This window comes from Streptomyces sp. NPDC097595, from assembly GCF_044761525.1.
GTDB classification, from domain to species: Bacteria; Actinomycetota; Actinomycetes; order Streptomycetales; family Streptomycetaceae; genus Streptomyces; species Streptomyces drozdowiczii_A.
In genome coordinates this window covers 87,088-100,207 of sequence record NZ_JBIWCN010000001.1, presented here as the reverse complement: position 1 = coordinate 100,207, position 13,120 = coordinate 87,088, and the positions used below count along the sequence as shown (strand labels likewise).

General features: G+C 72.0%; 9 protein-coding genes. 5 read left to right on the top strand and 4 right to left on the bottom strand.

Features of this window, described 5'->3' with window-relative positions:
• Positions 1-49: 49 nt before the first annotated feature.
• The 5 genes from ACIQZN_RS00425 to ACIQZN_RS00405 are packed head-to-tail and all read left to right on the top strand — an operon-like array spanning position 50 to position 7,103.
• Positions 50-1,126, top strand: a complete 1,077-nt coding sequence (locus ACIQZN_RS00425; RefSeq protein WP_403986130.1) for an ABC transporter permease — start codon at positions 50-52, stop codon at positions 1,124-1,126.
• Positions 1,123-2,085, top strand: a complete 963-nt coding sequence (locus tag ACIQZN_RS00420) for a carbohydrate ABC transporter permease (protein WP_164627641.1) — start codon at positions 1,123-1,125, stop codon at positions 2,083-2,085. Before ACIQZN_RS00425 ends, ACIQZN_RS00420 begins: the two co-directional genes overlap by 4 nt.
• Before the next feature lie 39 nt (positions 2,086-2,124).
• Positions 2,125-4,101, top strand: coding sequence for a beta-galactosidase (locus tag ACIQZN_RS00415; RefSeq protein WP_403986126.1), 1,977 nt, complete (start codon positions 2,125-2,127; stop codon positions 4,099-4,101).
• Positions 4,098-6,362 (top strand): glycosyl hydrolase family 95 catalytic domain-containing protein, encoded by a 2,265-nt coding sequence (locus tag ACIQZN_RS00410; RefSeq protein WP_403986123.1) that lies wholly within the window; start codon positions 4,098-4,100, stop codon positions 6,360-6,362. Before ACIQZN_RS00415 ends, ACIQZN_RS00410 begins: the two co-directional genes overlap by 4 nt.
• Before the next feature lie 33 nt (positions 6,363-6,395).
• Positions 6,396-7,103, top strand: coding sequence for a hypothetical protein (locus ACIQZN_RS00405; protein ID WP_403986120.1), 708 nt, complete (start codon positions 6,396-6,398; stop codon positions 7,101-7,103).
• A gap of 51 nt (positions 7,104-7,154) precedes the next feature.
• Here ACIQZN_RS00405 and ACIQZN_RS00400 read toward each other — a convergent pair whose 3' ends face one another.
• From ACIQZN_RS00400 to ACIQZN_RS00385, 4 genes are all read right to left on the bottom strand, one after another.
• Entirely contained in the window at positions 7,155-8,162 is a 1,008-nt protein-coding gene (locus ACIQZN_RS00400) for a LacI family DNA-binding transcriptional regulator (RefSeq protein WP_018100259.1), read from the bottom strand.
• A gap of 191 nt (positions 8,163-8,353) precedes the next feature.
• Positions 8,354-9,607 carry a cytochrome P450 gene (locus tag ACIQZN_RS00395; RefSeq protein ID WP_403986116.1) on the bottom strand — a complete coding sequence of 418 codons (1,254 nt, stop codon included), beginning with the start codon at positions 9,605-9,607 and terminating at the stop codon, positions 8,354-8,356.
• Positions 9,604-10,899, bottom strand: a complete 1,296-nt coding sequence (locus ACIQZN_RS00390) for a cytochrome P450 (protein WP_403986113.1) — start codon at positions 10,897-10,899, stop codon at positions 9,604-9,606. The genes ACIQZN_RS00395 and ACIQZN_RS00390 overlap by 4 nt, the downstream gene beginning before the upstream one ends.
• A 148-nt stretch (positions 10,900-11,047) precedes the next feature.
• The gene (locus tag ACIQZN_RS00385) at positions 11,048-13,114 is read right to left on the bottom strand and encodes a phosphocholine-specific phospholipase C (RefSeq protein ID WP_403986110.1); all 2,067 of its coding nucleotides are present in this window, start codon (positions 13,112-13,114) and stop codon (positions 11,048-11,050) included.
• Positions 13,115-13,120 lie beyond the last annotated feature (6 nt).

Sequence of the window (13,120 nt, the reverse complement as noted above, 5' to 3'; positions counted from 1 at the left end):
ACGCACAGCCCGGCGGCCGGGGTCAGGAGCACGACATGGGGAGCACACGGTGAAGGCACGGGCCACGGTCGCGGCCGCCCCGGACCGCACCGCCGCCGGGGCGAGCGCCCCGGCCGGCGGGAGCGGCGCCGGGGACGGCGACGGCGGGGATACGAGGAGCGCGGGCAGGACGCGGGCCCGGGGCGTTCCCAAGCCCCGGAAGGAGCAGGGCGGGATCACCTGGCGGCAGCGGCTGCGGCGCGACCGCACGCTGATCCTGATGACGATGCCGGCCATCGCGCTGCTGCTGATCTTCAACTACATCCCGCTGCTCGGGAACATCGTGGCCTTCCAGGACTACGACGTGTACGACCTGGGCATCACGGGCAGCCCGTTCGTCGGGTTCGACAACTTCACCCGGATCTTCGAGGACTACCGCTTCTGGGAAGTCCTCGTGAACACGCTGGTCATCTTCGTGACCCAGCTGGTCCTGTTCTTCCCGATCCCGATCGCCATCGCGCTCCTGCTCAACACGATCATGAGCACCCGGGTCAGGGCCTGGGTGCAGGCGGTCGTCTATCTGCCGCACTTCTTCTCCTGGGTGCTCGTCGTCACCGTGTTCCAGCAGATGTTCGGCGGCGCCGGACTGGTCGCCCAGTGGCTGCGCGAGCACGGCCACGAGGGCTTCGACCTGATGACCGACCCGGGCTTCTTCAAGTTCCTGGTGAGCGCGCAGGCCGTGTGGAAGGACGCCGGCTGGGGCGTCATCGTCTTCCTGGCCGCGCTCGCCGCCGTCAACACCGATCTGTACGAGGCCGCCGCCGTCGACGGGGCCGGCCGCTGGCGCCGCATGTGGCACGTCACGCTGCCCGCGCTGCGCCCGGTCATCGCCCTGCTGCTCGTCCTGCGGGTGGGCAGCGCGCTCAACCTGGACTTCGAGCAGATCCTGCTCCAGCGCGACCAGGTGGGCGCGGGGGCCTCGGAAATCCTGGACACCTACATCTGGTGGACGGGCATCAAGACCGGCGACTTCGGCTACGCGGCCGCCGCCGGCATCTTCAAGGGGCTGTTCAGCGTCGCCATGGTGCTGGGTGCCAACAAGGTCGCCCACATGTTGGGCGAGCAGGGGGTGTACTCCAAGAAATGACAACTCTCCTGGACCAGCGGGCGGAGCCGGCGCCCCCCACCGAGACACGCCTCCAGCGCGCCCTGCGGATCGAGCCGCGCCCCGTCTGGGAGGAGGAGCCGACGAAGGCCGGGCTCGCCTTCAAGGGCTTCGGGCTCGTCGCGATCTGCGCGGTCATCATCGTCCCCATCTGGGTGGTGCTGGTGACCAGCCTCTCCGACACGAGGACCATCAACGACGCGGGCGGCCTGGTCGTCTGGCCGAAGCACATCACCTTCGTCGCGTACAAGGAGCTGCTGAGCGGGGGCGCGGTGACCCGGGCCGCCGCCGTCAGTGTCGGCCTCACCGTCGTCGGCACGGCGGTCAGCATGGTCGTCTCGATCCTCTGCGCGTACGGGCTCAGCCGCCGCGACTCGTACGCGCACCGCCCGCTGCTGATGACGCTGATGGCGACCATGTTCTTCGGCGCCGGGCTCATCCCGACGTATCTGCTGGTCACCGGGATCGGGCTGAGCGACAGCTACTGGTCGATGATCCTGCCGAGCGCGATCAGCGTGTTCAACGTGCTGGTGCTGCGCGGCTTCTTCATGGACACCGCGCCCGAACTCATCGACGCGGCCCGCATCGACGGGGCCGGCGAGTGGCGCATCCTGCTCCAGATCATCATGCCGCTGTCGCGTGCGGTGATCGCGGTGATCTCGCTGTTCTACGCGGTCGGCTACTGGAGCCAGTGGTTCAACGCGATGCTCTACATCCAGGACAGCGACAAGTACCCCTTGCAGATGATCCTGCGTCAGCTGGTCCTCCAGCACCAGGTGCCGCCGGGCGCGATGGGCGCGGCCGTCAGCAGCGGCCAGATCAACAGCCTCGCCGTGCAGATGGCGGTGATGATCCTCGCGCTGATTCCGGTCGCGGTGCTGTCGCCGTTCGTCCAGAAGCACTTCCAGAAGGGCATGCTCACCGGCGCCGTGAAGGGCTGACCGGCCCCTAAACCCCCACCCAGGAGAACCGGAGACGCCATGCCGTCCCTGCGCGACGCGGCCCGTGGCCGCATCCTCTTCGGAGGCGACTACAACCCCGAGCAGTGGCCCGAGGAGGTGTGGGAGGACGACGTCCGGCTGATGAAGGAGGCCGGGGTCAACTCCGTCACCCTCGGCGTCTTCTCCTGGGCGAAGATCGAACCCCGGCCGGGAGCCAGGGAGTTCGGCTGGCTGGACCGGCTGATGGACCTGATGCACGCGCACGGCATCGGCGTCGTGCTCGCCACGCCGACCGCGTCCCCGCCGCCCTGGATGGGGGCGCGGCACCCGGAGACGCTGCCGCGCGCGGAGGACGGCTCCCTCGTCTGGTACGGCTCGCGCCAGCAGTTCTGCCCCAGCTCGCCGGTCTACCGCCGTTACGCCGCCGCGCTCACCGAGGACCTGGCCGCACGGTACGCGGAGCACCCGGCGCTCACCGTGTGGCACATCAACAACGAGTACTGCACGCACTGCTGGTGCGACGAGACGGCGGGCCACTTCCGCCGCTGGCTGCGCGCCCGGTACGGGACGCTCGACGCCCTCAACGAGGCGTGGGGCACGGCGTTCTGGAGCCAGCACTACGACGCGTGGACGGAGATCCTGCCGCCGCGCAAGGCGCAGTACATGAGGAACCCCACCCAGGTGCTGGACTTCAAACGCTTCACGTCCGACGCGCTCATGGAGTGCTTCACCGCCGAGCGGGAGATCGTCGCCCGGCACACCCCGCACATCCCGGTGACGACGAACTTCATGCCGCTGTGGTCCGGGCAGGACGCCTGGGCCTGGTCGGCCGAGGAGGACATCGTCTCGGTCGACGTCTACCCGGACCCGCGCGACCCGTGGGGCGGGCAGTACAACGCGATGCTTGCCGACATGACGCGCTCGCAGGCCGCCGGCCCGTGGATGCTGATGGAGCAGGCGGCGGGCGCGGTCAACTGGCGGGGCGTCAACCACCCGAAGCCGGAGGGCCTGAACCGCCTCTGGTCGCTCCAGTCGGTGGCGCGCGGCGCCGACGCGATCTGCTACTTCCAGTGGCGGCAGTCCCGGCAGGGCTCGGAGAAGTTCCACTCGGGGATGCTCGGCCACGCGGGTGAGCAGGGCCGCGCCTTCCGCGAGACCCGGCGGCTGGGCGGCGAACTGGCCGCGATCGGATCCGCCGTGTCCGGTACGGACGTGACCGCCGATGTCGCCGTCCTGCACGACTGGGACGCCTGGTGGGCGGGCGCCCAGGAGGGCGCCCCGTCCGCGCTCCTCGACTACGCGGAGGTGATCCGGCGCTGGCACCGGGCGCTGTGGGAGAACGGCACGCCCACGGACTTCGCCCGCCCCGACGCCGACCTCGGCCGGTACAAGGCGGTCGTCGTCCCGCACCTCTACCTCCTCGACGACGCGGCGGTCGACAACCTCGTGGCGTACGTGGCGGGCGGCGGACGCCTGGTGTGCGGGTTCTTCAGCGGCGTCGCGGACGTGGACGACCGCGTCCGGCCGGGCGGGATGGACGCCCGCCTGCGCGAGCTTTTCGGGATCGCGACCCTGCACGAGTGGTGGCCGCTGGACGCGGACGAGACCGTGGAGTGCGACGGATTCCGGGGCACCCTCTGGTCCGAGGAGCTGGAGGCGGCCGAGGGCACCGAGGTGCCGGCCGCCTACCGCGACGGCGAGCTGGCCGGGCTGCCCGCCGTGCTGCGCCGGGGCCGCGCGGTGTACGTGTCGACCCTCCCCGAGCCCCCGGCGCTGCGGGCCCTCCTGGCCGACGTGGTCCGGGAGGCCGGGGTCGAGCCGGTCCTCGCCGGGCTGCCCGAGGGGGTGGAGGCGGTGCGCCGGGGCGAGCTGCTGTTCCTGCTGCACCACCGCCGCGAAATGGTCACCGTGGCCGTGCCCGGCGTGTACGAGGACCTGCTCACCGGGCGCGTGGTGACGGACCGGATCGCGCTCGGCCGCTACGGAGTCGCGGTGCTGCGGAGATCGGCGCCATGACCGGCCGTTCGGACATCGACGCCACCTGGGAGCCGCGCCCCGCCGCCCGCTGGGAGGACGCCTTCCTCGGCGGCAACGGCCGGCACGGCGCCATGGTGTACGGCGACCCGGCCGACGACCGCGTGATCGTCAACCATCACACGCTGGTGCGGCCCAACGGCAGCCGGCACGTCCGGCCGCCCGAGCTGGCGGACCGGCTGGGCCGGCTCCAGAGCGCGCTGCTCGCCGGGGACACCGGGGCGGCGGAGCACTTCGGCGCGGGCCGGCCGCTGGTCTGGGTGCAGCCCTTCCACCCGGCCTTCCAGACCCGGGTCCGGCCGCTGCCCGGGAACGCCGCCGACCCGGCCATGGCGTACCGCAGGACCGTCGACTTCGCCACGGGTGAGATCACCGCCGTCTGCGAGTCGTGGCGCAGCCGGGTCCTCGTCTCGCGCGCCGACGATGTCATCGTCCAGCACGTCACGGGGCCGGGGCTCGCCGTGGACGTGACGCTCGACCACGCCCTGCCCGGCGCCCCGGCGCGGCTGGCGGTCGGCCGGAGCACCGTGCTCACTCCGGACGGGGCCCGGCTGACACTGCGCGCGGGCTACCCCGACAGCGACCTCGCGTACACCGGCGTGACGGTGCTCCGCGCGGAGGGCGGGCGGGTGTCGGTGGCGGGCGAGGGCGTCCGGGTCGAGGGGGCGCGGAGCCTGTCGCTGCTGACCCGGGTGCGCCGGCACACGGGCCACCTGGATCTGGCGGCGGAGTGCGCCGCGCTGCCCGGTGACGGGTATGCCGCGCTGCTGGCCCGGCATGTGGCGCTGCACCGGCCCGCCTTCGAACGGGCGGCGCTCACGCTGGACGCGGACCCGACCGAACGGGCGCTTCCCGGCTCCGAGTTGGTGCGGCGGCCGGACAGCCCGGCCCTGCTGGAGCGGCTGTGCGCGGCGGGCCGCTACCACCTGCTGTCCGCGTCCGGAGCCCTGCCGCCCCGGCTGACCGGGCTGTGGACGGGCGACTGGGACACCGCCTGGTCGGGGGCCTTCACGACGAACGCCAACCTGAACCTCCAGATCGCCTCGGCCGCCGCGGCAGCGCTGCCGGAGGTGTCGGAGGCCCATGCCGCGTTGGTATACGGGCAGCTCGCGGACTGGCGGGACAACGCGCGGGCGATCTTCGGGGCCCGCGGCATCGTGGCCCCGTCGCACACGGACGGCGAGTCCGGGCACACCCGCCACTACCAGCGCGCCTACCCGCTGCACCTGTGGACGGCGGGCGCGGACTGGCTGCTTGAGCCGCTGATCGAGCACGCGGAGACGACGGGGACCGAGGACCCCCGGCTCACCGCCGCCCTGCACGAGACCGCCCTGTTCTACGAGGACTTCCTCGTCCGGACCGGCCCGGACGGGCGGGTGGCCGTCGTGCCCTCGTACTCGCCGGAGAACCGTCCGGCCAACGCGAGCTGGGGCACGGTCGACGCGACGATGGACCTCGCGGCGGCCCGCCACGCGCTCACCGCCTCGGCCGACCGCTCCCCCGACGCCCGGGTCGCCGACCGCCGCCGCGCGCTGGCGGACCGGCTCGCCGACTACCGGGTCAACGAGGACGGGGCGCTCGCCGAGTGGGCGTGGCCGGGCCTCGCGGAGACGTACGACCACCGCCACCTCAGCCACCTGTACCCGGTGTGGCCGCTGGACGCGGTCAACCCGTACGACACGCCCGGGCTTGCCGCCGCCGCGCACCGGGCGCTCGCACTGCGGGGCGCGGAGAACGACTCGGCCCACGGCCATCTGCACCACGCGCTGATCGCGGCCCGGCTGCGGGACGGGGCCCGGGCCTCGGCGGCGGTCCGGTCGGTCCTCGCGGGCGACTTCTTCCACGACTCGCTGATGAGCGCCCACTACCCGGCCCGCGACGTGTACAACGCGGACGCGGCCCACGCGCTGCCCGCGGCCGTGATCGAGTCGCTGGTGCAGTCGACCCCGCGCCGGCTGGTCCTGCTGGCCGCGCCGCTCGCGGGGTGTCCGGGCGGCGAACTGCGCGGTGTGCGTACACGGTTCGGCGCGTCCATGGACCTGCGCTGGGCGGCCGACGGCACCGCGACGGCGGTGCTGCGTCCGACGCGTGACGCCCGGGTCGACGTCCGTACGGGCGAGGGCCACACGCTCGTCCGCACAGGCGAGGCCCACACCCTCACCGAAGCCTCCGCCGGCTCCCCCTCGGCTCCCCTGGAGCTGACGGCCGGCGTGGACCGCGTCCTGGAACTCCGGGCGCGGTAGCACTTCCCCCCACCCACCATGGAAGGACGACCCATGGCACCACGCACCCTCAGCAGGCTGGCCCTCACCCCGGCGGTGGCCCTCGCGGCCCTCGTCGGCTTCGCCGCCGCCCCCGCCCAGGCGGCCGTCTGGTCCTCGTCGGACCAGTGGGGCACGTACACCACCTCCGACAACTACACCCTCTACAACAACATCTGGGGCTCCGGCGCGGGCACCCAGTCCATCTGGGCCAACTCCTCATCGGACTGGGGCGTGTGGGCGGACCACCCGAACACCGGCGGCATCAAGTCGTACCCGAACGCCAAGAAGGTGGTGAACAAGCCGATCGGCTCGCTGTCGTCGCTCAAGAGCACGTACAACGTCACCGTCCCGTCGTCCGGCGCGTACAACACCTCGTACGACATCTGGGACAGCGACTACGACTACGAGGTCATGCTCTGGGTCAACTACAACGGCGCCGTCGGCCCGTTGGGCACCTCCCAGGGCACTGTGACGCTGGGCGGGCACACCTGGACCGTCTACAAGGGCGACAACGGTTCCAACCAGGTCTTCTCGTTCCTGCGGACCTCGGACTCCACCTCGGGAACGGTGGACATCCTGCCGATCCTGAAGTGGATCAAGGACACCAAGGGCTGGTGGGGCAACGAGACCATCGGTGACGTCCAGTTCGGCTACGAGATCACCTCGTCGGCCGGCGGGCTCGACTTCCGTACGAACGGATTCGGCGTCTCCGCGAGCTGACCCGCACGCCTGAGGAGCCGGCCCCCCGCTGCGGGGGGCCGGCTCACGCAGTCACCGAGGAGCGGGACCGGTGCTCTCACGCACCGTCAGTTCCGGTGCCAGCAGCTCGACTTCGTCCGTGCCCCGGCCGGACAGCTTGGCGACGACGTGCTCGACGGAGCGGCGGCCCATCTCCTGCGCCGGTATGGCGACGGAGGTCAGCCGCACCGATGCCTGGGTGGCCACCTGCTCGGGGCAGATCGCCACCACCGACACATCCTCGGGGACTGCCTTGCCCTGTTGGCGCAGCAGGTTGAGCAACGGCTCGACCGCCGCCTCGTTCTGCACGATGAAGCCGGTGGTGCCGGGGCGCTCGTCGAATATCCGGGACAGGGTCTGGGCCATCGCCGCGTACCCGCCCTCGCAGGGGCGGTGCAGCACGCGCACGCCGGTCTCCTGCGCCTTGGCGCGTACACCGTCAACGGTCCGCTCGGCGAAACCGGTGTGGCGCTCGTAGACCGCGGCGGCCTCGCCGATGACCGCGATCTCGCGGTGCCCGAGGCCGGCCAGGTGCTCCACGCAGAGCGCCCCGGTCGCCTCGAAGTCGAGGTCCACGCAGGTCAGTCCGGTGGTGTCGGCGGGCAGGCCGATGAGGACGGCGGCCCGGTCCGTCTCGCGCAGCAGGGGCAGCCGCTCGTCGTGCAGCTCGACGTCCATCAGGATCATCGCGTCGGCCAGCGAGCTGCCGGCGATCCGCCGCACGGCGGCCGGGCCCTCCTCGCCGGTGAGGAGGAGGACGTCGTAGCCGTGGGTGCGGGCGGTGGTGGCGACCGCGATGGCGATCTCCATCATCACGGGCACGTACATGTCGGTGCGCAGCGGCACCATCAGCGCGATGATGTTGGACCGGCTGCTGGCGAGCGCCCGGGCCCCGGCGTTGGGGTGGTAGCCGAGCTGCTGGATGCTCTGCTCGACGCGCTCGCGGGTGGCGACGGAGATGGAGCGCTTCCCGCTGAGGACGTAGCTCACCGTGCTCGCGGAGACTCCGGCGTGCTGCGCGACCTCGGCCAGGGTGACCACGGAACTCCCTCACGGTCGGATGTGGCGAAGCGCTTCGACTCCGCTCTCTCCAGCCGTGACGTGGAGAGACAGCGCGAGCCTAGCCCTGCCGTGACAGCATGTCCAGACCACTGTCGAAGCGCTTCGACACGCGGGGAGGCTTCCGGCTACCGCAACGATATGCCCGCCGGCCGACTCCCCGTCGCATCGGCTCAGCCGCCGAGCAGGACCGGGAAGGACTCCATGTCGTTCTGCGTCATCACCGGAAGGTTGCGCAGCTCGGCGTCGGGGATCGCGAGCCGCAGCTCCGGGAAGCGCGCGAAGAGGGCCGGCAGGGCGATGCCCGCCTCGACCCGGGAGAGCGCGGCGCCGGGGCAGATGTGCGGGCCGTGCCCGAAGGTGATGTGCCGGATCGGGGTGGGGCGCGTGATGTCGAAGGCGTCGGCGTCGGGGCCGTGCTGCTCGGGGTCGCGGCCGATCACCCGGTACGAGATCACCACACCCTCGCCCTTGGCGATGACGGCGTCGCCGACCTGGATGTCCTCGGTGGCGAAGCGCATGAGCAGATGGGTGGTCGGGGTGTCCCAGCGCAGGGTCTCCTCGATGACGGTGTCCCAGGACACCTCGCCGTCGAGGACCATCCGGAGCTGCTCGGGGTGGGCGAGCAGAGCGCGTACGGCGTTGAGGATGAGCCCGATCGTGGTCTCGTGCCCGGCGGCGACCATGGCCTTGAGGTTGCCGACGACCTCCTCCTCGGTGAGCGGCTCGCCGCCCTCCTCGGCCAGGATCAGCGCGGACGTCAGGTCGTCCGTGGGGTGCGCGGTCTTCTCGCGTACGAGTCCGGCGTAGAAGACGTCCAGGTCGGCGAGGAGCGCGAGCCGTTCGTCCTGCGGGGTGAGCATGGAGAAGAACTTCTTGTACTGACGGGTCAGCATGGCGTTCTCGGTCGGGTCGACGCCCATCAGCATGCCGACGACCCGCATGGGCAGGGGCTGGGCGAACACCGACTTGAGGTCCACCACGGCCCCGTCCCGGCCGCCCTCCTCCAGCGCGTCCAGCAGTTCGGCGGTGAACTTCTCGATGGCGGGACGTATCGCCTCCAGGCGGCGGGGCGTGAGCGCCTGGGAGGTCTTGGTGCGCAGCCTGCGGTGCTCCGCGCCGTCGACGGTGAACATGGACCGCCCGGCGTCGATCATGCCGATGAGCGGCCAGGCGTGCGTCACCTCGCCGCTCTGCCACAGCCCCCAGGCGTTGATGTCCTTGACCAGGCGCGGGTCGACCAGGAGCCGCCGGGCGTCGGCGTGCCGGGTGAGGGTCCACGCGGGGACGCCGAGGAGTTCGATCCGGGCCAGCGGTCCGGCGTCGCGCAGCCGGGCGGTCTCGCCGTCGAGGTCCTGGACCATCGGGTCGATGACGACGGTGGCACCCGGCTGGGCCGCGGCCTGGGCGGCATGGGGGCAGGTCACGAGAGATCTCCTGTCGTGCGTACGGGGGTGAACCGGACGGGGAGCGTGGTGTTGCCGCGCAGGAAGGGTGAGGGCCGTCGGACCAGGTCCTCGACGGCGACGTCGAGCCGGAGGTCGGGCAGCCGGTCGAGCAGGACCTCGATGCCGGTCCTGGCGATGATCTCGGCGATCTCCTGGGCGGGGAACGGGCACCGGTACTCGCCGTGGCTGAAGGCGAGGTGCGCGCCGTTGCCGCCCTGGGCCGGGCCCGCGCCGCCGGAGAGGCCCTGGCGGATGAGCGGGTCGGTGTTGGCGGCGCCGAGCCCGAGGAGCAGCATGTCCCCGGACCGGATGCGCTGCCCGCCCAGCTGGGTGTCGCGGGCGGCCCAGCGGCCGGCCAGGATCTGGGTGGGGGTGTCCTCCCACAGCACCTCGTTCATGGCCTCGCCGATGCTGCGCCGGCCGCCCGCCATGGAGTCGGCGAACTCGTCCTCGGTGAGCATCAGCCGGACCGAGTTGCTGATCCAGTCGGCGGTCGGGAGGTGTCCGGCGGCCGTGATCGCCATGAGGTCGAGCGTGTACTCCTCATCGGTGAACTCCTCGGGGTACGCGAGCATCCGGGAGGTCACATCGTCGCCCGGCTCGGCCCGTTTGGCAGCGAGCAGCCGGGCCATGTGCTCCCCGAACCGCTGGTGGGCGCTCTGCGCCTCCGGTCCCCCGTCCGCGAGGCCCTTCAGGACGCGCGCGATGGCGGCGCCCTCCTCGTCGGGGAATCCGACGAGCCGGGCGAGGACGAGCACGGGCAGGGGTTCGCAGAACTCCGCGACGAGGTCGGCGGTGCCCCGGGCGCACACCGCGTCGATCAGCCGGTCGGCCAGCTGCTCGCAGTGCTGCCGGATGCGGAACGGGTCGGCGCCTTCGAGGGCGGGGGTAACCATGCGGGCGTGCCGCAGGTGCTCCTTGCCCGCGCTGAAGTAGATGGACGGCAGGGGGCGCCCGACCATCGGCAGGAGGGGCCAGTCGTCGGGGACGTTCGGCCACTGGTTCCAGAGGCCGACGTCGCGCGGGAACAGCTCGCCGTCGCTGGTGACCCGGTGGAGCTCCCGGTATCCGACGACCAGCCAGGCCGGGAAGCCGCCGAGCAGCTCGACGGGGACGACCGGCCCGTGCTCGCGGCGCATCGCGCGGTAGACGCTCTGGGGCTCGGCCTGGAAGCCGGGGCCCCAGAGCGGGACGGCGCCGGCGTGGGCCGGGCAGCCGGAAAGGGCGTCCGGGGACACCGGCGCGGACTCGGCCGGGGAGGGGCGCGTCATGAATCCTGACTCCTGTGGCGAACGACTGGACGCGCCGAGATCACGCGGTCAACACCCGCTCACTATAAGGATTTTATGTGCAGCAGGACGGTCATTCGCGATCAATCCCGAACCTTGGACGGTCACTCCGGCCGGTCCGCGCGGGGCCTCACCCGGTCAGCAGCCCCGGATCGCTCACCCCGGGCGCACCCGTCTCGACATGCCCGGCGAAGCGCCGCAGGAAGGCGGCGTCCGCGTCGCTCGTGACGGTGAGGTCGTACCAGCGCTTGCTGCGACGCAGGTCGAGCGTCTGCGTCACGGTCTGCCCCGGGCGCACGGTGACCGCCCGCACCTCTCCCCCGTAGGCGGCGGCGCCGCGCAGGGTCAGCCGGACGGAGCCGGTGCCGGTGTGGGTGAGCGTGAGTTCGAGGTTGCCGGTCGCGGTGTTGTGACGGGCCGTCACCTCGGGTCCGGCGGCCTTGCCGGGGTTGCGGAAGGAGCGCAGGAAGCCGTTCGGGCCGTGGACGGTGAGGTCCGTGACACCCTTGGAGTACGCGGTGTTCCAGGTGTCCCCGACCGAGGCGCCCGCGTGCGTGGTGTAGGTCCAGGGCCCGTCCGTGCGGTTGCCGGACGTCACGAGGAACTGCGCGCCGGCCGCCGGTCCCCCGCCGAAGGTGAGCCGGAAGGTCCCGGCGGCCGGGTCGGCGGCGCCGTCCACCAGCGGCGCGTAGGGCAGCGGGCGGGTGGGCCGCGAGCCGGGCTCCTGCTTCGGCACCGCTCCGGTGGCGGGCGGTACGGGCCTGTAGTCGGGGTGCCGGTCGCCGTCCGGGGGCTCGTAGGCGTCGGTGGACGGCAGTTCGGGCGCGGAGGGGTCCGTGCGCCCGAAGTCGAAGGCGGAGGTGAGATCGCCGCAGACGGCCCGCCGCCAGGGCGAGATGTTGGGCTCGTGCACCCCGAAGCGGCGCTCCATGAACCGGATGACGGAGGTGTGGTCGAAGACCTCCGAGCAGGCGTAGCCGCCGGTGCTCCACGGCGACACCACGGTCATGGGCACCCGCTGGCCGAGCCCGTAGGGACCCGCCGCGTACCGCAGGTCGCCCGGGAAGTAGTCGGCGGCGGTGTCCACGGTGGACAGCCCCTGCGCGGGACCGGAGGGGACGTACGGCGGCACGACGTGGTCGAAGAAGCCGTCGTTCTCGTCGTAGGTGATGAAGAGGGCGGTACGCCCCCACACCTCCGGGTCCGAGGTCAGCGCGTCCAGCACCTGCGCGATGTACCAGGCGCCGTAGTTCGCGGGCCAGTTGGGGTGTTCGCTGTACGCCTCGGGCGCCACGATCCAGGACACCGAGGGCAGCGTCCCGCCCTTGATGTCGGCCTTGAGGTCGTCCAGCAGTCCGCCCCCGTTCTTCAGGTCGCTGCCGGTGCGGGCCTTGTCGTACAGGGCGTCGCCCGGCTTGGCGTCGCGATAACTGTTGAAGTAGAGCAGCGAGTTGTCGCCATACGTGCCCCGGTAGGCGTCACCGATCCAGCCCCAGGACCCGGCGGCGTCCAGCCCGTCGCCGATGTCCTGGTACACCTTCCACGACACCCCGGCCTCCTGGAGCCGCTCCGGGTAGGTCGTCCAGCCGTATCCGCGCTCGTCGTTGCCCAGCTCGGGCCCGCCGCCGGCGCCGTCGTTGCCGGTGTAACCGCTCCACAAGTAGTAGCGGTTGGGGTCGGTCGAGCCGATCAACGAGCAGTGGTACGCGTCGCAGACGGTGAACGCGTCGGCGAGCGCGTAGTGGAACGGGATGTCCTCCCGGGTGAGGTGGGCCATCGTGGTCGCCGTCTTGGCGGGCACCCACTGGTCGTAGGCACCCTTGTTGAACGCCCGGTGGCCGCCCGCCCAGTCGTGGTTCAGGTCCTGGAGGAACTGCATCCCGAGCTTGTCGGCCGGCGGCCGGAACGGCAGCACCTCCTTGCCCGCCGCGTCCGCCTGGTGCCACACCGGTTTGCCGCTGGGCAGCGTGACGGGGCGCGGATCGCCGTAGCCGCGTACACCCTTCATCGTCCCGAAGTAGTGGTCGAAGGAACGGTTCTCCTGCATCAGGACGACGATGTGCTCCACGTCCTGGATGGTGCCCGTACGCCCCCGCGCGGGGAGCGAGGCGGCACGGGCGATGCTGCTCGACAGAGCGGTGAGGGCGACGGAGCCCCCGGCGAGCTTCAGGAGCCGGCGGCGGTCGATTTCTGCCATGGAGGG